Here is a 23,253-nt window from a genome sequence, read left to right as displayed (position 1 = left end):
AATGTATAAAGAGTTTAGTGATTTAAAAGATAAAAGAATTTTGGTTGTAGGATTGGGTAAGACCGGTGCGTCTTTGGCTCACTTCTTAACTAAGCACGGCGCTCAAGTGACGGTGACAGATCATAAATCTAAACCCGAACTTTCAACTCAGCTTGAACAGCTGGGCGAATTGCCAATCAAGTTTGAGCTTGGTGGCCACAGCCCTAAGACTTTCATTGCCCAAGATCTGGTGATCTTGTCTCCGGGGGTTCCGAGTAATTTAAAAATCTTTGATTACGCTCGTTCTCAAGGTATCCGCATCACGGGTGAGTTTGAGTTCTCTGCCGGATTTATCAAAGAGCCGATCATTGGCTTGACCGGCACAAACGGTAAAACCACCGTGGCTAAAATTACGGAAGCGATCTTGAAAGAATCTGGAATCAAAACTTGGGTGGGTGGAGCTAACGACAAGCCGCTTGTTGATTACCTTCGTTCAGATGAAAAAGCTCAAGTGGTCATCGCCGAAGTTTCAAGCTTCATGCTTGAACATTGCGATAGCTTCAATCCAATGAATATCGTATTTACGAACTTGGCGGAAAATCATTTAGACCGTTATCGTTCCATGGAAGAATACGTCAACGCCAAACGCCGTATCTTTAAAAATACCAACCAAGCAACAACCAGCATTTTAAATGCAGATGACAATGCGGTGGTCGAGTTAGCGCGTGATCCGGCGGTTCAACGTGGGCGTATTTTCTATTTCTCCCGCAAACCAGCTTTAGAACCGCAAATTATGAACATTGGTGGTGCGGTGAATATTGGCGATGAGATTCGCGTGCGCACCGGCCCAGAGATTGAAAAAGCATTCTCAATCAAGAACATGAAAATGCGTGGGAAACATTCCGTTGAAAACTTAATGGCGGCAATCTTAGCCAGCCGCGAACACGGAGCGACTCGTGAAGCGGTTCAAAAAGTGATCGACACTTTTACAGGTCTTCCGCATCGTATTGAGTACGTTCGCAAAGTCGGCGGAGTTATGTTCTATAACGACTCTAAAGCGACAAACGTACATGCGGTCCTTCGCGCTTTGGATACTTTTGATGAAAACGTGATTTTGATCGCGGGTGGTAAAGATACAAATCTGAACTATGAACCATTGCGTACTGCGGTGAAGCGTAAGGTGAAGACCTTGATCTTGGTCGGGGAAGCAAAAGAACGCATCAATCGCGACCTTGGTGATTTCTCTGAAACATTCCTGATTGGTACGTTTGAGGAGGCGGTTTTAATCGCATATCAAAAGTCGAGAATCGGGGACACGGTTCTGCTTTCTCCGGGCTGTTCAAGCTTTGACATGTTTGACAGTTTTGAAGAACGCGGCGATTATTTTAAGGAAATCGTTAGAAAATTTCATTGATTTGACCTACGCTCCGACCTTGTCGGGGCGAGCGGGGGACACCATGATGGCGTCCCTCCATAAATGCTGCCAGGAGGGCTTCCGTGTTGCTTCGTCTTGCCTTATTACTTTCCCTTTCTACACTTTTCGTAGGTTGTGCTTCCGGAACATTCAAAGCTCGCCAAGAGCAGCGTGAAAAAATGGCGGCCAGCACCGGCATGTACTGCGAGTTTGTCAGTGGTGATTTGTTTCCTGATTTGGATGTTGAGTTGAGCATGTCGATGGCCAAACGCTGCGATGCTAGTAAAAACTTTTCGATCACTAATTACAAAAATTCCTCAGATCACAACGGCGTCGTTTACTGCTGCTCGACTTCTGGCAAACGAGCCTCGGCCGCGGCGAAGAAATCATCGGGCGCACCTGCAACTAGCGGCCCTTCTACTGACGCCGATATCATCCCAGAATAAACATTTTTTGTGGGTCCAGCTTTTGCGGGCCCGTTGGATGAGTCATAGACCTAAGAATGGACTTCCGGGTACACTAACTGCAGTGCTCGGGAGTCTTTTTTTATGTTGAGATATTTATCCAGCAGTCTTTTTTTGGCCATCATTACGCTACTAGGAATCGGCCTGGTTCAGGTCTATTCTTCTAGCTTCATCTTTGCGATTGAGTCTTACGGTGATGGACTCTTCTTTTTCAAACGCCAACTTCTTTTCGCCATTATGGCTTTTTGCGTTTTAGTGGGAACGGTTCACATCCCTTTTCGTTGGATTGAAAAATACGGTTGGGTGATGTGGCTGGCAGCAACTTTGGGTGTTGCGGCTACTTACGTTCCAGGTTTGGGCGTTCGAGTTGGTGGGGCTTTGCGCTGGATTCAACTTCCTTTCGGACTGCGCTTAGAACCCGGAGAGATCTTAAAGATTGCTTTTAGTTTGTGGTTTGCAAGTCTGTTGACTCGTCAAGGAAACTTTCTGTCGCGTGTGAAATGGCCTTGGCTGTTTATCGCGACCGTTGTTCCATTGGGTCTTTTGCTTAAACAGCCCGATTTCGGAACTTTTGCGATCATCGTCATCGTCGGTGTGACGTCTCTTTTTGCTTTCGGATTGCAGTGGCGTTACATCATTGCCGCTTTCGCGGTGATGGTGCCTTCTTTTTATATGCTCGTGATGACCGTGCCTTATCGTCGCGCTCGTGTTTTGGCTTTTTTGGACCCCTGGTCGGATCCTGCACAAAAAGGCTTTCAGGTGATTCAAAGTATGTTGAGTTTTCACTCCGGGGGCTTGACGGGAGTCGGCTTGGGACAAGGACAAGGAAAGTTATTTTTCTTACCGGAAGCGCACACGGATTTCACCATGGCCGTTTTTGGTGAAGAAATGGGTTTTGTGGGATTTTTGTTCTTGCTCGCCCTTTATGGTTTTGTGGTCTTCCGCGGAATCCAAATAGCGGTGAAAGCCGAAGACACTTTTAAAAGATCTTTGGCCTTGGGCCTTTCGGTGACATTTGCTTTAAGTGTTTTCATTAATGCCGGGGTGGTCATGGGACTTCTTCCGACAAAAGGTCTCACTTTGCCATTCCTCAGTTATGGCGGAAGTTCTTTATTGGCATTGTGTTTTATGTTCGGATTAATCCTGAACATCGAAAACTCAATGGAAGATGATAAAGTGGCTCGAAGATTCGGGACACGTTGGGCAGCAAAAAAATCATGAAAAGTTCTACGTCAAAAAAAACCATTGTTATTGCTGGGGGCGGGACCGGCGGTCATATTTATCCAGGTATTGCCATTGCTCGCGCGATTCAAAAAATCGATCCTCAAATTGAGGTGCATTTTGTCGGGACCTCACGGGGACTCGAAAGTAAAATTGTGCCTCGCGAGGGTTTTCCACTGCATCTCATTGAATCTGGGCAATTAAATGTGAAAAGTCCGATTCAAAAAATCAAAACTCTTTTAAAGATTCCTAAAGCCCTGTGGCAATCCGTTCAGCTTTTAGGACGTTTAAAGCCATTGTACGTGATTGGCGTCGGTGGTTATGCTTCGGGCCCGTTCGTGCTTGCTGCTAGCACTATTGGTTTTAATACGGCCATCTGGGAACCCAATGCGATGCCGGGAATGGCTAATCGTCTTTTATCTCGCTTTGTGGATAAGTGTTTTGTGGTTTTCGGGGATGCTAAGAAGCATCTGAAAAACGATCAGGTTTTGCAGCCAGGCATGCCGGTGCGTGCTGAAATCGAATCTGCGGTTCATGAAAAGCACTCGGACGAAAAATTTCATCTTTTGGCCTTCGGAGGCAGTCAGGGTTCTCGCGTTATTAACAATGCTTTGAGTGACGCCATTTTAAAAGGTGGCGATTGGGTGAAGGATCTTTCTGTCGTTCATCAAGTGGGTTCTGCAGACATTCAGACGATTCTGGCAAAATACCAAGCGCCTCCGTGCGAGGTAAAGCCTCAGGAATTTATTTACGACATGCCGAAGTACTATCAATGGGCGGACATTATTGTCTGTCGCGGTGGGGCCAGTTCCTTGGCAGAAGCCGCCGCTTTCGGAATCATCCCGATCGTGATCCCATTGCCCGCGGCCGACGACCATCAGCAAAGAAATGCTGAAAGCTTGGTGGCTAAGAACGCAGCAAGAATGATTTTACAGAAAGATTTAACCCCTGAACGTTTGATTTCTGAAATACAAGCGTTAAGAAACGATAAGCAATTGCGTGAGCAGATGGTTCAGAATATAAAAGCGTTTTATATTCCTCAAGCTGCGACCGCGATCGCAAAGGAAATCTTGCAATGAAGTTACAAACGGCCAAATTCCATTTCGTCGGCGTCGGGGGCATTGGCATGTGTGGTCTGGCGGAGCTTTTACACAATATGGGTGCGAAAGTTTCGGGCAGTGATATTTCGGAAAATGCCAACACCGAGCGTTTGAAGGAATTAGGCGTCAAGGTTTTTAAGGGTCACGCGGCCTCCAACGTAGGCGATGCTGATGTGGTGGTGTATTCTAGTGCGATTCAGTATGGTAATCCGGAAATTTCTGAAGCACGTGCTCGTCAAATTCCGTTAATGCCGCGAGCAGAAGCCTTAGCCGAAATCATGCGTTCCAAACGCGGGATTGCGGTGGCCGGAACTCATGGGAAAACGACGACGACATCCATGACCACGGCGATTTTTTTAGAGGCCAACCTAAGCCCTACGATTGTGGTGGGCGGGCGTTTGGAGCTCATTAAATCAACGGCGATCTTAGGGTCGGGTGAATGGCTGATTGCTGAAGCGGACGAATCGGATGGCAGTTTTCATAAGCTGTCCCCGGAAGTTGCGATCATCACGAATATTGACTCGGATCATTTGGATCATTTTAAAACTTTTGAAAACTTGCAAAAAAACTTCCATGACTTCGCTTTGCGCATTCCGTTTTACGGCAAGGTCATCGTGTGTGGGGATGATCCTATCGTCCGACAGGTGTTTGAAAACTTCCCAAAAAGAATTTTGTTTTACGGTTTTGAGGAAAAAAACGATCTAGTTATCAGTGGGGAGCAAGGGAAGTACTCAATTCATCGCAGCGATCGTTTACTTGGGACCAAACACTTGGTGGGCGAATTTAAACTGAACGTTCCCGGTCGTCACAATGCCTTAAATGCAACCGCCGCTATTTGTGCGGGCATGGCCGCGGGAATTCCGTTTGCGGTTTGTGCTAAAGGTTTGCAACGCTATGAGGGTGTGGATCGTCGTTTTCACTATAAAGGTGAAAAGCGTGGCATTAAAGTTTACGACGATTACGGGCATCATCCCACAGAAGTGCGGGCCGTTATGCAGGCCTTCCGTGAAAAATTCCCGCAACAACGTTTGGTTGTATTCTTTCAGCCTCATCGTTATTCGCGTACGGAGCATTGCTGGCATGATTTCACGACGGCTTTTAAAGATGCTGATCAGGTTTTACTGACAGATATTTATCCAGCGGGGGAATCACCAATTCCGGGTGTCACCAGCGAACGTTTAGCGCAAGAAATGAAGCATGAAAATGCGCAATATTTTGTGCGCGATGAAAAAGCGACCCAGAAAATCTTATCCACTCTGAAAGAGGGCGATGTGTTCATCACCCTCGGCGCGGGGGATGGGTGGAAACTGGGTTTAGACGTCTTGAATAATTTATAATTCTCTAGGGCACTTTACGCTGCTTTGGCAGCGTGTGTGCTGATCAAATATTTTACACCTTCGAAATAATTAGCCCCTCGATGTGTCAGCCTTGAAGAAGAACAACAGGCGATGGTAAACCCTGTCCCATCAATCAAATAGGGGTTTATCATGAAAATGTCCTTAGTTTCTTTGGGTTCGGTTTTATTTTTGGCCGCGTGTTCTGGCGGCGGAAGTGGCGGGAATGGCGGCGGTAAAGTCGACCCGATGGGTGGTCCGGTCAATCCTGCACAGCGCCCTCCGAACCCCGCATCTAAAGCCTATATTAAGGAGCTCTTTAAATCCGCTGGAAAAAGCGAAGGCCTGATCCCCGATGGAGACGCCATATATGCGGAACTATTTTTCGGCGACTATGTTTCTAAGGTGTCCGACGAGTCTCGCGAAAAAGCCATCGGTCGATTGAATGAGCAGGGACGGCAATATTTAGAACGCATCAAGGCTACATGTCTGATCAGTCCGTCAGTATCAAAAGCAGCTTCTGGGGATACGGAGAATGCCAAAGAGGGGGATGTTATCACCGTAAAAATGGGATTGTCTTCTTCCGGTCCGGGGTGTGAGCTTTTGGAAAGTAAAAATGCTGATATAAAAATCCAGTATCTTAAAAAAGAAAAAAACCCAGAAAATACGAAGACCGTAGATCGCACAATCAGAGATGAGGTTGAGACGGAAACTAGAGAAATTCGTAATGCGCAAGTGATCAACGCCGTCGGTTTTAAATCTAGTAAGACTCAACGTGTTTCTAAGTCTGATTCCGAATATACATTTGAACGAGTGTCCGGCTCACCAGAATATAAGTATAGACAGGTTTCTAGATATGCAAATGCCGGGTCTTCAACTTCCGAAAGCGTGATGGCTAACGGCACCGTGATCAAAAGTACCAGCCAAAACTATTCAAGATCTGAAAGATTAGTTGACGAAAATGGCGTGGAGACCAGCAAGTCGGAAAGCTCTAACATCTCAAAGATGTCAACTCCGGGCGGTGCAATTTGGATTGGATACTCGAGAGTTGATAACGAGCCTGAGGCTTTTTATGTCAATGGTCAGCAGCTTACTGAAGCCGAAAGAAATGAATTGTTTGGAAGTCGATAGTTTTGAGCGCTGACATTCTGACTTAGGTCTTGTTTTGTCAGCGCGGTTTCATTGTTGTGGGGCTTATTGCTATTCTGAGTTTGCGACATCTTTGATGTCGCATCTGCCGCGGAGTTGCCCACAGTGAAAAAGATCGTTTTACAGCTGGTATTTGGATTCGTCGTTTTACCTTCCGCGCTGGCAGGAACTCTTTATTATTTAAATCAAAATGGTTTTTTTAACGTCGCTCATATAGAAGTGGTTTTAGAAAATCCTCCCGCAGGCCAAGAACAATTTTTAAAACCGCATGTCGACGAACTTGAAAAATTATTGTCGAAATATCGTGGTCTTTCATTGTGGACGGTAAAATTAAAAAACATATCTAAAGAGGTTTCATCCCTAGATTGGGTGGACGGACTGAATATCAAGCGGAGCTGGCCTACAACTCTGTCGGTACGCGTACGTCCTCACGAAGTTAAACTTCTTTTTATGGCGAAAGGTGGAGATCTTTTGCCAATCATCAGTAGTGGTGATTTTTTAGAGCCCGTGAAAGCCAAGCAAGCGCCCGATGTGGCGTTGCTTGAAGGGGAAACGTTTCTGAAAAAAACAGAGCTGCGAAAAAAAGCCGTGGAAGTGATCGAACAAATTCCGAATGAAGGTTCGTTCAGTAAAAAAACAATTTCGGAAATTCGCTACGATGCTAAAGAAGGTTTTTGGATGACGATGATAAAAACTGGCATTCGAGTGAAAATGGGTGAAGATCAAATGGCTTTGAAGGCCAAACGGGTCAGCCAAGTGGTTGATTATCTCGAAACTCGCCAGTTTGACGCGCGCGTCATAGATGCGAATCTGTCTAAGAAAGTCCTTGTCAGGTTGCGTAAGGATCCCTAAGCTTAAGTCTGGATAGTCTTAGGTTGAGTCTAACTCCGTCTAAAATTCTCCATAAGGCCTTAAAATGATTTTGAGGCTGATTGCAACATAAGCTTTAGGCATCCGTGAGGACTTAAGGATGAGTACATCAAAACCGAAAGCACCGGTATTGGCTGGCTTGGATATTGGTTCAACCAAGGTCTCTTTTGTCATTGGCACAGTCACTACCGAAGGAAAAATTGAAATCGCCGGCGTCGGCACCGCTCCGAATACAGGTATTCGCCAAGGCGTTGTCATTAATATCGAAGCCACCACCGAATCCATAAAAAAAGCAAAAGAAGAAGCGGAATTAATGTCCGGTTATTCAGTCTCAGAAGTCTGGGTTGGTGTTGCCGGAACTCACATCACTTCTTTTGATTCTAAAGGAATGGTGGCTATCAAAAATCGTGAAGTCACCGCCAGTGAAATCGAGCGTGTGATTGATGCGGCCAAAGCTGTTGCCGTCCCTGCTGATCGCACGGTCTTACACGTACTGCCTCGCGAATTTAAGGTCGACGGCCAAGACGGCATCACGGATCCTATCGGCATGTCGGGCATCCGCTTAGAAGCGAATGTGCACATCGTGACAGGCAGCCAAAGTGCTATCAATAATTCTGTTAAATGCGTTGAAAAAGCCGGATTAAAAATTGCGGGCTTGGTGCTAAGTCAATTGGCTTCAGCCACGGCCGTGATTTCTAATGACGAAAAAAATCTGGGTGTCTGTGTTGTCGACATGGGCGGCGGCGCTTGTAATGCGTTGTACTTTGTTAACGGCAGTGTTGCGCATTCTTCAACAATCCCGGTGGGTGGACAGCATTTCACACACGATGTGGCGGTGGGGTTGCGTACTCCACAATTTGCGGCAGAAGATTTGAAAAAGAAATATGGATGCGCGATGGCCTCGATGGTCAATGAGACTGAGACCATTGAAGTGGAAGGCGTTGGTGGGCGTAAGTCCCGCGTGATTCCTCGCAAAGATTTAGCCGACGTGATTGAAGCGCGTGCGGAAGAAGTTTTAAATTTAATTGCCAACGATCTGCGCATGAGCGGATTGATGCCTTTACTTGGATCAGGAATTGTCCTGACGGGTGGAGCAAGTCAATTAGATGGTTTGGTTGAGATGGGTGAGTTTATTTTTGATATTCCGGTTCGTCGTGGTTCGCCTCGTGAAATCGGTGGATTAACAGATGTTGTGAAGTCTGGAGAGTTCTCAGCAGTTGTTGGTCTGATGTTATATGCTTTAAGCCAGCGCAAAGATTTGGGTCTGGGGCATCAGCATGAAGTGAACATCAGTGAATCTTTTGATGGATTCACGAAAAAGATCAAAGATTTTTTTGGACAGATTTTTTAGTTTTTAATTTTTTTTACTGGCGGGTGCTGTTTTCGAGGACAGCCAAATAGTTAACTGGGGGAGGCAAAATGTTTGAGTTAGAGGAAAATATCAATATCGGAGCGAATATCAAAGTTGTTGGTGTCGGCGGCGGTGGAAGCAACGCGGTGACCACGATGATCGAATCCAATATGTCCGGTGTTGAGTTCATCGTAGCCAACACAGACATCCAAGCTTTGAATGCCAACAAAGCTCCTAACAAAATCCAACTGGGTATCGACCTTACTAAAGGTTTGGGCGCTGGTGCGAATCCAGATGTGGGTCGCAGAGCAGCTATTGAGTCTTACAATGAAATCGTAGAAAAATTGGAAGGTTCTGACATGGTTTTCGTCACTGCTGGGATGGGTGGCGGAACAGGAACTGGTGGCGCGCCCATCGTCGCGAAAATTGCTCGCGAACTAGGGGCTTTGACGATCGGGGTGGTGACTAAGCCATTCTTATTCGAAGGTAAAAAACGTAGCAAACATGCTGATGGCGGTTTGCAAGAACTCAAAGAAAACGTTGATACCTTGATCGTAATCCCAAATCAAAAATTGCTTTCAATCGCTGCAGAGAAAACGCCCCTTTTGGAAACTTTCAAAAAAGCGGACGAAGTTCTTCTGCAAGCGGTGAAAGGTATTTCTGATTTGATCAACATTAGAGGCTTGATCAACTTGGACTTCGCCGATATCCGCACGGTTATGTCAGCTAAAGGCATTGCGATCATGGGAACAGGTGCAGCTCGCGGTGAAAACCGTGCCGTTGAAGCAGCGACGGCAGCGATCTCCTCTCCACTTTTGGAAAATGTTAAAATCGATGGCGCTACAGGTATCATCGTGAACATCACGGGCGGATCTGATCTTTCACTTTACGAAGTGAACGAAGCAACGACATTGATCACGGAAGCCGCTCACGAAGAAGCTGAAATCATCTTCGGTGCAGTTATCGATGACAATATGGGTGACGTCGTTCGTGTGACAGTGATTGCGACGGGATTTGATTCTCATGAAGTGAAGCTTGTGAACGATATGACTCAAGTAAACCAAATGCAAAACTTCTTGAATCAGCAAGCAGCGCAATTCGGCGGTCAAATGAATACATTGCCGCCAATGCCACAAATGCCGCAATTTCAGATGCCGGTGATGCCTCAGATGCCAACAATGCCGCAGATGCCTCAGTTTCCACAAATGCCGGTAATGCCGCAAATGCCTCAGCAAGCACAACCGCAGCAACCAGCGCAGCAAATGCCGACGGAATTGCCGCCAATTGCGACGGTGCAAACTCAAGTAATGACTTTCACGCAAACTCAGTCGCCAGAACAGCACATCACTGAAACTGTGGTAACTCCACCAGTTCCAGCAGTGACTCCGCAAATGGCTCAGCAAGCAGCGCAAAATGTAATGCCGCAAATGCCGGCTTCTCACCAAGCTCCAGTTGCTCCGCAACCGGCTCCTGAAATGGCAACGCCGATTGCACCGCAAATGGAGACAAATGTGTCTCCACGCGATTTGTTGCTGGCAAAAGCACGCGCTTTTAAGGAAAGCCAAAGCTTGAAAGATCGTCACAACACTCCAGAGCAACTTTCAATGAACGTGGACCACGAACAGCAATCACTTGATGAAGCTCGTCGCATGGCTCGCGAAGTTTTAAGTTCTCCTTTTTCGAATCAAAACTTGGAAGTTCCTGCGTTCATTCGCAAGAAACAAGGATTCGATCTGAATAAAGAATAGTGGAAGCCTGGTTTTTATCTGACATCCACTTGAAAACCGCTGAAGAGCGCAATGGGAAAATCCTGTTGCGCTTTTTGCGTTCTTTGCTTAATGCAAATCCGCAGCAAGTTCATTTATTTTTGGTGGGTGATATCTTTGATTTGTGGGTGGGTCCGCACACTTATTTTGCCAAAAAGTTTTGGCCTTTAATGGAAGCATTAAAGGATCTAAAAAAGGCCGGTGCTAAAATCACTTACATCGAAGGCAATCACGACGTGCATGTCGAAGGTTACTTTCAAAAAAAACTGGGTGTTGAGGTCTTTGTCGAAGCCCAGCATTACTTGATCGATGGCGTGCGCGTGCGGGTTGAGCACGGAGATCTGATTAATCTGCAAGATGAAAAATATCTGAAATATCGCAGCATCATCCGCAATCCGCGTATTAAGCCCTTAGGCAATATCTTGCCGGGTCAATTTTGGGATTATATCGGCAATAGAGCCAGCAAGAAAAGCCGTGCGCGCACTTCCGATTACGCCAATCGTAATACCGATCAGCTTGTGCAGATGATTCGTGATCATGCCGTCAAAGTTTATCCGGAAAAACCATTTGATATAATTATCTCAGGCCATATGCATGTGTTTGATGATCATCAAGTGGCCGTTGACGGTAACACGTCTGTACGCTCAATTAACTTGGGCTCATGGTTTGAGCCCAAGGTGAAAGTCTTCCGTCTGAAAGACGGCATCGGCGACTGGGTCTATTTACCTGAATAATTAGGTGGTCCCAAAAACCGCCCCTATCCCTAGGTTCTTCCCGTGTTTTAAGCACGGCGCGCCCATCGCTCGTGACGTATCATTCTAAGATATGAATGGCCCGCTTCAGGTTAAAAATAGCAGGATGGCTAAAATAACCAGTTTAAGAAAATCTTTGGAAAACCGAATAGTACCTTGCTGGGGTATATTCATAAAAGTCTCCTTGTTCGGAAGGGGACTTTTCATCCATAAAAAAGCGGTCTTGGGACCGCTTTTTTATTTTGCAAACTTCATCTCTTGCTTATCTATTCTTAAAACTATATCGGCCGTTGAGGTCGTCCGAGGTCCGGTTCCTACTTGCCAGAAGAGCAGTAATGAACCGACGGAACCACTTTTACTTTTGGTTCTTGATCGCACATCGAAATGTCTAAAGCTTCGCCGCGAGCTTTCGCGCTGGCTAGGATATTTGCCATTTTTAAGTATGTCGGTGTGAGTGTTTCGCGAATTTTTGAAACCACGTTCTGGTAAGGTTTTCCCGGATTTCCAGCTTCGTAACCTCGAGGACACATTTCCTCATTTAAAGCGTGAGTTTCTGAGTCATAAATAGAAGTCCAAATTCCCCAAAGACCGGCAAGGTATCCCGTGCGATCTTCGCCCACGGTGCAATGAAAATAAATATTACGACCCGCTTGAGTGGCATTTTCAATCACTTGCAAGGCTTGGATGGTCATTGCACAAGCCGCTTTAAAATCTTTGATGTCTTTCCATAAAAAGGGAATATGGGTGATGTTCTGAGGTTGAATTCCGAGTTTTAATAACTGGGCTTGTTCTTTGGCGACTTCGCCTTTGGTGTCATTTTTAAAAATCAAAAACTCAGTCACGCCCGCATTAATGAGCTCGTTCATTTCGGCCGTATTTTTCGGAGCCCGTCCGCGAAGCACCGCTGACTGATCTGTCGAAGTGACGACGTGGGCATTAGGGATGCTGATGCCTTCGATGGCAGCGTTTGATGGGGCAGTGGCAAAAATGGCTAAAAAGGCGATAAGTGTTTTCATGCGGCTCTTATATCTGAGCTCGGCGGAATTCAAAAATGAGGGTTTCAAAACTTAATATGCCCAATTCGAATAGTTATCTGTTCGAAATCCTTTGGGAAAGTTTGGCCTCGTATTTATGGATAATAATGGTTTACAATGGATAATAAAAGATATATATTGCTATCTATGGATAATAATGAATACCTTGATTTTGACGAAGCTGTCGCTTTTCTGAAGACCACCCCTAGCACTCTATATAAGTGGTTGCAGGCGGGGAAAATTCCGGGTCATAAGCTGGGCAGACAATGGCGTTTCTTAAGGGAGGAATTAGAGATCCATGTTTCGGGGAAGGCCTCTCGGATCAATGTGCAAAGGGATTTTCTTCAGCTTTCAGAGATTTTGCAGTCTCGAAAGAAAAATAAAAAGGAGACATCAATGCAATTGGATACTCACACTTTGGCCGAACAAATCATCTGGGATGCTTTTGATCATGGAGCACGCTTGGTGCATATTTATCCCACTAAGGGAAAGTACGAAATCTCTTATCGTAATAACGAGGGCTTGGATAAGCTTAGTTCCATCCAAGAAGACTTTTTTCACGAGCTTGATTCAAGCTTAGTTTCTTTTTCTTCTCCGATAGGGCAAGAAGACTCTCGTCGCTTTCACCTTAATCGTGAGCAAGGCGAGTCTCTGCAGATTCGTTATCAAAAAATTGAGACGGTCACCGGGCCTCGTTTGACCTTAAGAATCTGGCAGCCGGAAAAAGATGTTCTGTCTTTGGAAAAGATCAGTGGGGGAGATAAAGAGGCTTTGAAGAGATTCAAAAGCTGGACCCAGAAGGCCCACGGAATTATTATTGTCACCGGAGCCCCAGGATCAGGGAAAACGACCACAGTGCATTCGTTGTTAAACGAGCTTCGATCTGAGGGCCGAGTGATTTTTACGATCGAAGAATCTGTGGAGATGGTCATTGAGGGTGTTAATCAAATTGAAGTTAAATCCAGGAAGCCCGAAGATTTTGCGAACGTCTTTCACCAAATCCATGGATCAGATCCTGATGTTATTTGTTTGGGGCTGTCTTCTTATTTTGGCAATGAAGAACAAGTTTTTGGCGCGGCTTATGAGGCGGCGGCCACGGGGCACTTGGTGATCATTCAAATGTCCGAAAGTTCAGGCGAGGATGCTTTGAAACTTGTAAAAAAATACACCAGGTACAACGTGGATCCATTGATTGTGGGTGTGAGCAATCAGGTGCTTATTCCCCAAGAGGATGGACGTCGAAAAGTGAAATATACATTTCTTTAAATGAAAAAGGAGCCATTCCGGCTCCTTTTATTTCAAAATTTGAAATTTGAAACTAGAAATTCATCGTGTAACCGATCAGACCTTGAAGACCTGACATGGTGGTTTTTAAGTCCGAACCATTACGCTCAACTTCGCTGCCACCGCCACATTGGCTGATGCCGGGGATCGAACCATTGGTGCAACTGCCACCCGTAGTCAGGTTGCGCTCGATAGGGAGGTAACGAAGGTTTCCCTCAACCGTTAAGCAGTGAGCGTCGGTGAAACAAAAATCAACACCGATGCCGCCCATCGCTCCAAAAGCACCGCCTTTAAAATCTAAAGTTTGCGAAGGGGCTGTGATGGAACCGTTTAATTGACCGTAGCCAACGCCTGTTTGGAAAAAGAATTTGATAAAATAATTTTCCAAGGCGTAAATACGCATCATGGGGAAGATCGTGTAACCAGAAAGTTCGTATTTGTATCCGCCACCATCCGCAGATTGCATAAAATAGGAGGGTCGCAGAATGAAAGAATACATGGATCCACTGATGCGATATCCCCAGTTGCCCACAAATTCCCAGGCACTGCTCATGTCCTTAACGTTTGCACCGGTGTCTTTAGCTGCGCCATTGATATCGTCTTGAGCGGCCGATACCGTAGAAATTCCTAAAGTCAGTGACATGTCACCTTCAAGGCTCGGACGGCTGCTGACTCTTCCACGTTGGGCAAAAGCATCTTGGGTGAAAAGAACAGATGCAAAAATGGCAGCCGCAATAAATAGGCCTACTTTACCAAAAGTTTTCATGTCGGATCCTCCTGATCTTGACTATTTTTAAATGGCTTTTAATAGGTTCAAAGATTCACCCTGAAGCCGCAACTGTTTAGGAAGAGGTGTGGGCACTCTTGGACGAAGGGCCAATCTGTCTTTTGTCTAGCAGAGTATTGGCTTACAAAATTCACGGGCTGTGAGAGGCTGAAAATATGAAACATCTCTTAGAAAAAGTTCTGTCCTCTAAGCAAGTCTTTCGCGGCCGTTATTTGAAAGTCGAACAAGATCAAGTTCAAGCTCCTGACGGAAAAACATATGTCCGTGAGTATATCTTGCATCCGGGCGCTGCGATGATGATTCCTCTTCTCAGTAACGAAAAAGTGGTCATGGTTCATCAATATCGTCATGCCGTGAAACAAGTTTTTTTGGAATTTCCAGCAGGGAAGCGTGATCGCGGCGAAGAAACTTTGCTCACCGCACGAAGAGAGTTGCGTGAAGAAACTGGTTATGAAGCCAAGGATTGGAAGTTCTTGACCACGATCCACCCGGTGATCGGCTATTCCAATGAACATATCGACCTTTTTCTAGCGCGGGATTTAACGGCCGCGCCTCAGCAGCTAGATCACGGGGAGTTTTTAGAGGTTGTTGAGGTGTCCCCGGACGAACTTATGAAATTTGTTCGTGAAGGTAAGGTCACGGATGTAAAGACCCAGATCGGGGCTTTTTGGCTTGATAAAATCCTCCATGGGGAGTGGAATTAAGGGGGCAAGGAGCCTTCTATGCATATCCAGTCAAAAGACAGTTTTAAATCCAAAGAAGTTCTGAATGTTGGTGGGAAGTCTTATACCATCTTCAATTCATCTAAAATCAATCACCCAAACTTAAAAAGACTTCCTATCTCGTTAAAAGTTTTGCTTGAGAATTTGCTTCGTCATGAAGACGGCCTGCATGTCAGCAAAGAAGATATCGACGCACTTTTAAGTCTGGATCCTAAAGCCATGATGCGCGAGATCTCTTTTTTCCCGGCCCGCGTTTTGATGCAAGACTTTACCGGCGTGCCGGCGGTTGTCGATTTAGCCGCGATGAGAGACGCGATGAAATCATTAGGTGGCGATCCCAAAAAGATCAACCCACTGGTGCCGGTGGATTTGGTGATCGACCACTCGGTGATGGTGGATTCTTTTGCCAGCCCTAAATCTTTTGATGAAAACGTAAAAATGGAATTTGAACGGAACCATGAACGTTATGTTTTCCTTAAGTGGGGTCAAAAAGCTTTCCAAAACTTCAAAGTGGTTCCCCCGGGAACAGGGATTTGCCATCAAGTAAATTTAGAATATCTTGGTAAAACTGTTTGGAATGAAAAAGATGGCGGCGTTGAATACGCTTATCCAGACACACTTGTGGGAACAGATTCTCACACCACGATGGTGAACGGTTTGGCCGTTCTAGGTTGGGGTGTCGGTGGTATCGAAGCGGAAGCCGTCATGTTGGGACAGCCTTTAAGTATGTTGATTCCTGAAGTTGTTGGTTTCCGTTTAGAAGGGAAACTTCCCGAAGGGTCCACGGCGACAGACTTAGTTTTAGTCATCACGCAAATGCTGCGTAAAAAAGGTGTGGTTGGTAAGTTTGTCGAATTTTATGGACCAGGTCTTTCAACAATGCCATTGGCGGATCGTGCGACGATCGCCAATATGGCGCCGGAATACGGAGCTACATGCGGTTTCTTCCCGATTGATGAAGAAACCATGAAGTACTTACGCCTTTCGGGCCGTCCTGCAGAAACCGTGGCGTTGGTTGAAGCTTACGCGAAAAACACGGGTATGTGGCGTAAAGAAGAAAATGAAAAAGATTATTTCTTTAACGACACATTAAGTTTGGATATGTCGACAGTTGTTCCATCATTGGCGGGACCGAAACGTCCTCAAGATCGCGTGGTTCTGACAAATGCTGCCAGTGATTTCCAAAATCAACTTTTAACTGGATTTCAAGTTGCCGCTGATAAAACGTCTCGCGCTTCTTCGGCCCAAGCCGTTGAAGGTGGAAACTATCAAGTCGGCAATGGGGACGTGGTAATTGCCGCGATCACCAGCTGTACGAACACTTCAAACCCATCAGTGATGTTGGGGGCGGGGCTTGTCGCAAAAAAAGCGATCGAGAAAGGTTTGAAAGTAAAACCTTGGGTGAAAACGTCACTGGCTCCCGGATCTCAAGTCGTGACCGATTATCTTGAAAAATCAGGAATGCAAAAATACCTTGATCAAGTGGGCTTTAACCTGGTTGGTTACGGGTGCACGACTTGCATCGGGAACTCAGGTCCATTGCCAGCGCCGATTGCCGGTGCGGTTGAAAAAGGAAACCTAACAGTGGCGGCGGTTCTTTCTGGGAATCGTAACTTTGAAGGTCGTATCAACCCGCATGTCAAAGCTAACTACTTGGCATCGCCAATGTTGGTGGTGGCTTATGCTTTAGCGGGCAATATGCATGTTGATATTGCGAAAGATGCGATCGGTGAAGACTCTGCCGGCAAGCCGGTTTATCTAAAAGACATCTGGCCAAGCAATCAAGAGATCGCGGATTTAGTCAATAAAACCGTAGAAACGAAGATGTTTGATTCTCGTTACGGTAACGTGTTTGCGGGAACAGATGATTGGAAGAAAATTGAAACGACTTCATCACAAACTTATTCTTGGGATGAAAGTACTTACATCAAAAATCCTCCGTATTTCGAAGGCATGAAAATGCAGCCGGGATCGGTCAGTGAAATCAAAGGGGCCAGTGTCCTTGCGGTTTTAGGTGACTCGATCACAACGGATCATATTTCTCCGGCGGGTAATATTAAAAAAGATTCTCCAGCCGGCAAGTTCTTGATGAGTAAAGGTGTGCAACCTGTGGACTTTAACTCTTACGGAGCTCGTCGTGGTAATGATGATGTGATGGTGCGCGGAACTTTTGCCAACATCCGTATTAAAAATGAAATGATGGGTGGTGCAGAAGGCGGCAACACCAAATACATCCCGACGGGTGAAGCGATGTCGATTTACGATGCGTCGATGAAATACCAAGCGGCAGGAACACCACTGGTAGTTTTTGCGGGTAAAGAATACGGGACTGGATCTTCGCGTGACTGGGCGGCGAAAGGGACCCGTCTGTTGGGTATCAAGGCGGTTATCGCTGAAAGCTTTGAACGTATCCATCGTTCAAACTTAATTGGTATGGGCGTATTGCCATTGCAATTCCATCCCGGCACAGATCGCAAGACTTTGAAAATTGATGGAACCGAAAAAATTGATATCATCGGTATCAATCCAAGTATGAAAGCTCAGCAAGATTTGACTTTAGTGATTACACGCGCCAATGGTCAAAAAGAAGAGGTCAAAGTGCGTTCACGCATTGATACCGCAGTTGAGCTTGAGTACATGAAAAACGGCGGTATTTTGCACTATGTTTTAAGAAAGCTGATTTAATCAATTTTTAGAGTTGAAAAATAAAAACGCCGTTCCTAACACGAACGGCGTTTTTAATTTCTGCTTTGTAAGATGCATGTACTTTAAGGGTGCGGCAGAACAAAGAGATGAAAAAAATAAAAATCTTAGCAAGCATCCTTCTGTCTTTAGTTTCTTTTTCAAGTCTGGCTTTAAACTTAAATGATCTGCAAGGCGACTCTAAAACCACGTATTCTTCACCCCGAGGCGTGCAAGAAGTTTGCGTCGTCCCCAAAAAATGGCCCGGGGGCATGTATAAAAAAGAGGATCCCGCCAAAGAAACTACGTTATGCAGTTATGACTTTCATCGCAACGTCGGCATTTGTCCTAAGTACACATCGACAAATCCGGCCATTCTTTTATTAGAACCGACGGCTCAATATCCCAAGGAGGTGATTGATGCCTCTCAATGCAACTACAAAGCGATGGACCTAAACAATGAAGCCAAGTTTAAGCAAAGTATTTCATGTTCTTATACTCCAGCCATCTTAGCTTATTACCATGTCTCACGCGCCCTCGGAGGGGGCGGCCAAGTTCCGGTGAATGTTATTCGCACGATGGATATCCGTATTCACGAGGATCTTGCAAATAAAGCGGTGAACCATCTGCGGGACTCGAAAGACTTAATTAAGACCATTTGGGAGCAATTCGCCCGCACCCATCAAAACCCACAGAATTATCCCCTGCTTTATGACAGTACCCAAACTCAAGTGTATGGCGCCTTGATTGATAACATAAAAAAAGAGGAGCAATACATCGAGGTGAGTGGAACGGGCAGTTACGATCGACGATATGAAAGGTTCATGCAGCAAAAGCCGTTTTTAAGACTGACAGACGCTCAATCAGTATCCCAAAGCGTTGGGACATCGGATTTTACCAAGGTTGCGCAGATCGTGCTGCAGATGAAAGATGTGAGCGATATGGTTATTTTAGATCGCATTTTAAGTCAGCAAGATCGCATCGGGAATATTCATTTTAAATTGTTCTGGTATTTTGTTGAGCCAGGGTCGAACACTTTCAGTCGTAAAAAATCTGATGCCAAAATTGAAAACGGAAAAATCATTGTTCCACCGGCGGAATCCCAAATCATGGCAGGAAAACAAGCGGTGTTGCTCAAGGAAATGATCCTTAAAGACAATGACTGCGGCGTTATCAAAACAAATATGATGAAAGAGGTTGGAGCCTTAGAAAAAGTTCGACATCTGAGTTATTCGACCTATCGCCATCTGTTGAGATTTGCTCAAGACTTAAACTCATCTGCCGCAAAAGATTTTTTCAAAGCAGAACTGCTATTTTCTGAAAATGACTTCGCAGGGATTTTCAAAAACACCCAAGAGGTGAGAAATATTCTGGTGACTAAGTGCCAACAAGGTCAGTTGCATTTTGATGTGGATTTGGAAGACTATGTGCCAGGGGCAAAGCCCCCAGCACGCAGTTGCTTGTAGCTATAAAGCCGCCGGTTGATCCAGCATCAGAATAAACGCATACTCGGTCGCAGTTTCTTTTAATTGATCAAAGCGACCCGAAGCCCCACCGTGGCCGGCCTCAAGATCCGTTTTTAACAGAATGACCGAGTCCCCTTTATTGTGTTCGCGCAAGCGCGGCACCCATTTCGCAGGTTCCCAGTATTGGACTTGAGAATCATGCAGGCCGGTGGTCACTAACACATTGGGATATCGTGCATCTTTGACGTTGTCGTAAGGCGAATAGGACTTGATGTAATCATAAGCCGTCTTTTCATTGGGATTGCCCCACTCGTCATATTCAGAGGTCGTCAGTGGAATGCTATCGTCAAGCATCGTGGTGATCACATCGACAAATGGCACTTGCGCTACCATGCCTTTATAAAGATCCGGTCGCATATTCATCACCGCTCCCATCAAAAGGCCGCCGGCACTGCCGCCCATGGCATAGATGCGTTGAGGATCGGCGTATTTTAAATTTACCAGCTCCATCGTGCAGTCGATGAAATCATAAAAAGTATTTTTCTTATTTACGGTGCGCCCTTGATCATACCATTCGCGGCCCATTTCAGAGCCACCGCGGATATGGGCTTTGGCGTAGACAAATCCACGATCAACAAGACTGAAGATCTCGCTGTTAAACCAAGGGTCCATATTGGCGCCGTAAGACCCATATCCATAAACCAGCATGGGGGCGGATCCATCAAGCTTTAGATCTTTTTTCATGATCAAAGAAACAGGCACTTTCGTTCCGTCACGCACTGTTAAGAAAACACGCTCGGTGCGGTAAAGGTTTTCGTCGTAATTAGGAACTTCATCACGTTTTACTAGGACCTGTTGGTGAGTCTTCATATTGAAATCATAAACCGATGAAGGCAGGCGCATGGATTCATAATCATAACGAAGAGTGTCCGTATCAAACTCACGGTTGTCGCCGACGGAAGCTAGATAGCTTTGATCCGCAAAAGGAATTAAATACGGATTTTTCCCTTGAAGGTCCATGATTTGCAATTGTGTGATGCCGTTAAATCTTTCTTCAAGGACTAGATAATTTTTAAAAACAGTCACGTCCATCAAGTAAGTATCTTTGCGATGCGGAACGAGTTCTTTCCAGGCGGAAGCGGCCGTGTTAGTCAGTTCGGCCGTCATCAGCTTAAAGTTCTTAGCATCTTTATTGGTGGTGATGTAAAAGCGATCCACATGGTCTGTGACCATGTATTTGACTTCTTTTTCCCTTTTTTGAAATAAGGTGGCTGCATTCAAGGGGCGATCCGCGTCGATATAGCGAATCTCTGACGACAAGGTGCTAAATGAGCCGATATAAATAAATTTGTCAGAAAGTGATTTATAAACGTAACAAGAAAACGTTTCATCTTTTTCTTCATAGATCAATTCGGCTTTATGGGTTTTTAAGCTGTAACGAAAGATCTTATGCACGCGTAAAGTGTTGGGATCCTGCTGTGAATAAAAAACCGTTTCATTGTCATTGGCCCAAGCCATGTTGCCCGAAACATTTTCGATTTTATCCGGCAGCATCGTGTTTGTTTTCAAATCTTTAAAATAAATCGTAAAAAAACGGCGACCGACCGTATCCACCGAATAAGCCATTTTATTTTGGTCCATGCTCATGCGCGGACCGGTGCTTTGGTAAAAGCTGTGTCCTTGCGCTAGTGCGGGAATATTTAAAAGAATTTCCTCAGGGCCGGTGGCGGAACCCAAACGGCGGACGTGCAGGGGGTATTGTTGTCCCAACTCATAGCGGGCGGAATAATAGTAGTTTCCATCTTTAACGGGTGCAGAGGATTCGTCTTCTTTGACTCTAGATTTTAATTCCCCAAAGATTTTTTCTTCGATCTTTTTAGCCGGAGCCATGACGGATTCGGTGTAAGCGTTTTCGCTTTGCAGATATTTGATGACGTCAGGGTTTTCTCTTTCACGCAGCCAATAGTAGTCATCTTGGCGATTGTCGCCGTGTTTAGAATGGGTGAAAGCCTTTTTGACCGGCTGAGGGGCCGTCAGTGGAATATTTTTATGCATACAAGAAGCTCCCAGAAAGAAAAGTACATAGACGAACTTATTCATATAGGAAGTATGCTAGCAAGAATTTGTGAAGGGCGCAAATGCGCCCCTTTTGTATATTTTTACCCTTGAGCTTCGGTCAGCAATTGCTGAGCGTGTGCTAAGGAAGTTTTAGAGATCTTTTCCCCACTGATGAGGCGCGCAATTTCTTGAACGCGATCTTTGGTTTTAAGTTCTGAAACCATCATGGCCACGAAATCTTTTTGCGGAGCCTTTTGGATGAAGAAGTGGCTGTGTCCAAAGGCCGCGACTTGCGGCAAGTGGGTGACACAGATCACTTGTTGTCCTGAAGCGATGGTTTTTAGCTTGCGACCGACTTTTTCGGCCGTTTCGCCTGAAACCCCGGTATCGACTTCATCAAACAGGTAAGTACGAGGCTGGCTGTGAGAGCCCACCACGCGTTTCAATGATAGCAAGATACGGCTAAGCTCTCCCCCAGAAGCAAACTTCGCTAACGGGCGTTTAGCATCTTTGGCAGAAGTTTGACTCAAGAACTCGACATCGCTGATTCCGGTCGACGAAAGATCGGCCAGTTTTTCCACCTGAACATGGAAAGTAACACCTTTCATATTCAGCTCTAAAAGCTCCGCATTCACACTGTCGGCCAGAAGGTCAGCCCCCTTTTGGCGGCGTTTATGGATGTCAGCTCCTAAAGCTTCTAACTCTTTACGCAATTGGGCTGCTTCTTTTTTTAGGGCCTCAATTTTGGTTTCCGAGTTTTGCAAATTGGAAATTTCAATTTCCATATTGAGCAGTGCGGTTAAGATGTCATCGACACCACTGCCATATTTTTTTTGCAGTTTGCGAATATCACTTAAACGCTGCTCAACTTCTTCTAGGCGTTGTGGGTCCGCATCAATCTTAGATGCGTACTGACGAAGCTCATACACGGTTTCATCAATAAGCGCTTTGGCTTGTTCTAAGTTTTCAAGCTTATTGGCAATCTGGGGGTCGACGTGGGCAAGCTCGGTGCCTTTTTTTAGAATGGCATTTAAACGGCTGATCGCCGAATCATCGTCCGTGTACAAAGCCATTTCGGCTTGATCGACAAAGCTGCCAATGCGGCTTGAGTTTTTAAGTTTTTTAACTTCGACTTCAAGCTCAAGGTCTTCGCCTTGAGAAAGATCTAAGCGCGCGATTTCATCACGTTGATAAACCAAAAAATCCAGACGTTGCGCTTTTTGTTTCGCATCGTTTTCTAATTTTGTGACTTCTTCAAAAATCGCGTGATAGCGATTGTATTTTTCGGTGAAAAGTAAGCGTTTATCCCAAGTTCCGGCATACTGATCTAATAGGTCTAAGTGATAAGCCTTAGACATCAAGTTGCGGTTTTCATGTTGGCCGGTCATTTCAATCAGCGGCGCTGAATGACCGGCAAGCTCTACGAGCGGAGCCACGACGTCGCGCAAGCTATTTAAAGTGCTTAAAGAGCCATTCAAATAAACTTTAGATTTATCACCCGCACTGAGAACACGACGAACAATCAAAGTATCTTCATCGGCATCGATACCCATGTCTTTTAAATGTCCTTGAATGTCGGGACGTTTGCTAATGTCAAAAGAGCCTTCGATAGTCGCTTGACTGGCGCCGGTGCGAATCGCGTCACTTGAGCCTTTGCCGCCCATCAACAGGGACAAGCTTTTTAGAAGCACCGATTTGCCTGCACCAGTTTCACCGCTCAGGATATTTAGGCCCTCTTTGAAGGTGATATGAAGATTATCGATAATGGCAAAGTTTGAAACTTTTAGTTCTAATAACATTTAAAACCCCCTCACAGAACG

Annotated in this window: 18 protein-coding genes; 14 read left to right on the top strand and 4 right to left on the bottom strand. The window is 45.5% G+C overall.

Going from position 1 to position 23,253, the window contains the following annotated elements; translation table 11 throughout:
* The first annotated feature begins 1 nt into the window (after position 1).
* The 10 genes from murD (at position 2) to AZI86_RS03015 (ending at position 11,382) form a co-directional block, all read left to right on the top strand.
* Complete coding sequence (murD, locus tag AZI86_RS03060; protein WP_061833626.1) at positions 2-1,393, top strand: UDP-N-acetylmuramoyl-L-alanine--D-glutamate ligase; 1,392 nt, start codon at positions 2-4, stop codon at positions 1,391-1,393.
* Positions 1,394-1,476: 83 nt separating this feature from the next.
* Positions 1,477-1,839 (top strand): hypothetical protein, encoded by a 363-nt coding sequence (locus tag AZI86_RS03055; protein ID WP_061833625.1) that lies wholly within the window; start codon positions 1,477-1,479, stop codon positions 1,837-1,839.
* A 102-nt stretch (positions 1,840-1,941) separates the two neighbouring features.
* Positions 1,942-3,078, top strand: a complete 1,137-nt coding sequence (ftsW, locus tag AZI86_RS03050) for a putative lipid II flippase FtsW (RefSeq protein WP_061833624.1) — start codon at positions 1,942-1,944, stop codon at positions 3,076-3,078.
* On the top strand, positions 3,075-4,157 hold the full coding sequence (gene murG / locus AZI86_RS03045) for an undecaprenyldiphospho-muramoylpentapeptide beta-N-acetylglucosaminyltransferase (protein ID WP_061835031.1): 1,083 nt from the start codon (positions 3,075-3,077) through the stop codon (positions 4,155-4,157). Before ftsW ends, murG begins: the two co-directional genes overlap by 4 nt.
* Positions 4,154-5,515: a UDP-N-acetylmuramate--L-alanine ligase gene (gene murC, locus AZI86_RS03040; protein ID WP_061833623.1), complete on the top strand. Its 1,362-nt coding sequence runs from the start codon at positions 4,154-4,156 to the stop codon at positions 5,513-5,515. The genes murG and murC overlap by 4 nt, the downstream gene beginning before the upstream one ends.
* Positions 5,516-5,665: 150 nt before the next feature.
* Positions 5,666-6,643 (top strand): hypothetical protein, encoded by a 978-nt coding sequence (locus AZI86_RS03035; protein WP_061833622.1) that lies wholly within the window; start codon positions 5,666-5,668, stop codon positions 6,641-6,643.
* Positions 6,644-6,766: 123 nt separating this feature from the next.
* Positions 6,767-7,513 carry a cell division protein FtsQ/DivIB gene (locus tag AZI86_RS03030; RefSeq protein ID WP_061833621.1) on the top strand — a complete coding sequence of 249 codons (747 nt, stop codon included), beginning with the start codon at positions 6,767-6,769 and terminating at the stop codon, positions 7,511-7,513.
* A 118-nt stretch (positions 7,514-7,631) separates the two neighbouring features.
* On the top strand, positions 7,632-8,882 hold the full coding sequence (ftsA, locus tag AZI86_RS03025; protein WP_061833620.1) for a cell division protein FtsA: 1,251 nt from the start codon (positions 7,632-7,634) through the stop codon (positions 8,880-8,882).
* Positions 8,883-8,950: 68 nt separating this feature from the next.
* Positions 8,951-10,630, top strand: coding sequence for a cell division protein FtsZ (gene ftsZ / locus AZI86_RS03020; protein WP_061833619.1), 1,680 nt, complete (start codon positions 8,951-8,953; stop codon positions 10,628-10,630).
* Entirely contained in the window at positions 10,630-11,382 is a 753-nt protein-coding gene (locus AZI86_RS03015; RefSeq protein WP_061833618.1) for a UDP-2,3-diacylglucosamine diphosphatase, read from the top strand. The genes ftsZ and AZI86_RS03015 overlap by 1 nt, the downstream gene beginning before the upstream one ends.
* A 332-nt stretch (positions 11,383-11,714) precedes the next feature.
* Here the strand turns inward: AZI86_RS03015 and AZI86_RS03010 are convergent, their stop codons facing one another.
* The gene (locus tag AZI86_RS03010; RefSeq protein WP_061833617.1) at positions 11,715-12,416 is read right to left on the bottom strand and encodes a hypothetical protein; all 702 of its coding nucleotides are present in this window, start codon (positions 12,414-12,416) and stop codon (positions 11,715-11,717) included.
* 165 nt (positions 12,417-12,581) lie between these two features.
* Here AZI86_RS03010 and AZI86_RS03005 point away from each other — a divergent pair, with 165 nt between their 5' ends.
* A complete protein-coding gene (locus AZI86_RS03005) occupies positions 12,582-13,700 on the top strand; it encodes an ATPase, T2SS/T4P/T4SS family (RefSeq protein ID WP_061833616.1) in 1,119 nt (372 codons plus the stop codon).
* A gap of 52 nt (positions 13,701-13,752) precedes the next feature.
* On the opposite strand, the gene AZI86_RS03000 is transcribed toward AZI86_RS03005, so the two are convergent.
* Entirely contained in the window at positions 13,753-14,484 is a 732-nt protein-coding gene (locus AZI86_RS03000; RefSeq protein WP_253715635.1) for a hypothetical protein, read from the bottom strand.
* A gap of 176 nt (positions 14,485-14,660) precedes the next feature.
* On the opposite strand from AZI86_RS03000, the gene AZI86_RS02995 reads away from it, so the two are divergent.
* The 3 genes from AZI86_RS02995 to AZI86_RS02985 all read left to right on the top strand — a co-directional run bounded on the left by AZI86_RS02995 (position 14,661) and on the right by AZI86_RS02985 (position 19,375).
* Complete coding sequence (locus AZI86_RS02995; protein WP_061833615.1) at positions 14,661-15,209, top strand: NUDIX domain-containing protein; 549 nt, start codon at positions 14,661-14,663, stop codon at positions 15,207-15,209.
* A gap of 18 nt (positions 15,210-15,227) precedes the next feature.
* Positions 15,228-17,912 carry an aconitate hydratase AcnA gene (gene acnA / locus AZI86_RS02990; RefSeq protein ID WP_061833614.1) on the top strand — a complete coding sequence of 895 codons (2,685 nt, stop codon included), beginning with the start codon at positions 15,228-15,230 and terminating at the stop codon, positions 17,910-17,912.
* A gap of 107 nt (positions 17,913-18,019) precedes the next feature.
* Positions 18,020-19,375, top strand: a complete 1,356-nt coding sequence (locus tag AZI86_RS02985; RefSeq protein WP_061833613.1) for a hypothetical protein — start codon at positions 18,020-18,022, stop codon at positions 19,373-19,375.
* Here the strand turns inward: AZI86_RS02985 and AZI86_RS02980 are convergent, their stop codons facing one another.
* Together AZI86_RS02980 and recN are read right to left on the bottom strand one after the other, a co-directional pair.
* The gene (locus tag AZI86_RS02980; RefSeq protein ID WP_061833612.1) at positions 19,376-21,475 is read right to left on the bottom strand and encodes a S9 family peptidase; all 2,100 of its coding nucleotides are present in this window, start codon (positions 21,473-21,475) and stop codon (positions 19,376-19,378) included.
* Positions 21,476-21,534: 59 nt separating this feature from the next.
* Positions 21,535-23,232, bottom strand: coding sequence for a DNA repair protein RecN (gene recN, locus AZI86_RS02975; protein WP_061833611.1), 1,698 nt, complete (start codon positions 23,230-23,232; stop codon positions 21,535-21,537).
* Positions 23,233-23,253 lie beyond the last annotated feature (21 nt).

It is taken from the genome of Bdellovibrio bacteriovorus (genome assembly GCF_001592735.1).
Taxonomy (GTDB): Bacteria; Bdellovibrionota; Bdellovibrionia; order Bdellovibrionales; family Bdellovibrionaceae; genus Bdellovibrio; species Bdellovibrio bacteriovorus_D.
The sequence above is the reverse complement of the archived record's forward strand: the minus strand, read 5'-3'. Positions and strand labels throughout refer to the sequence as shown.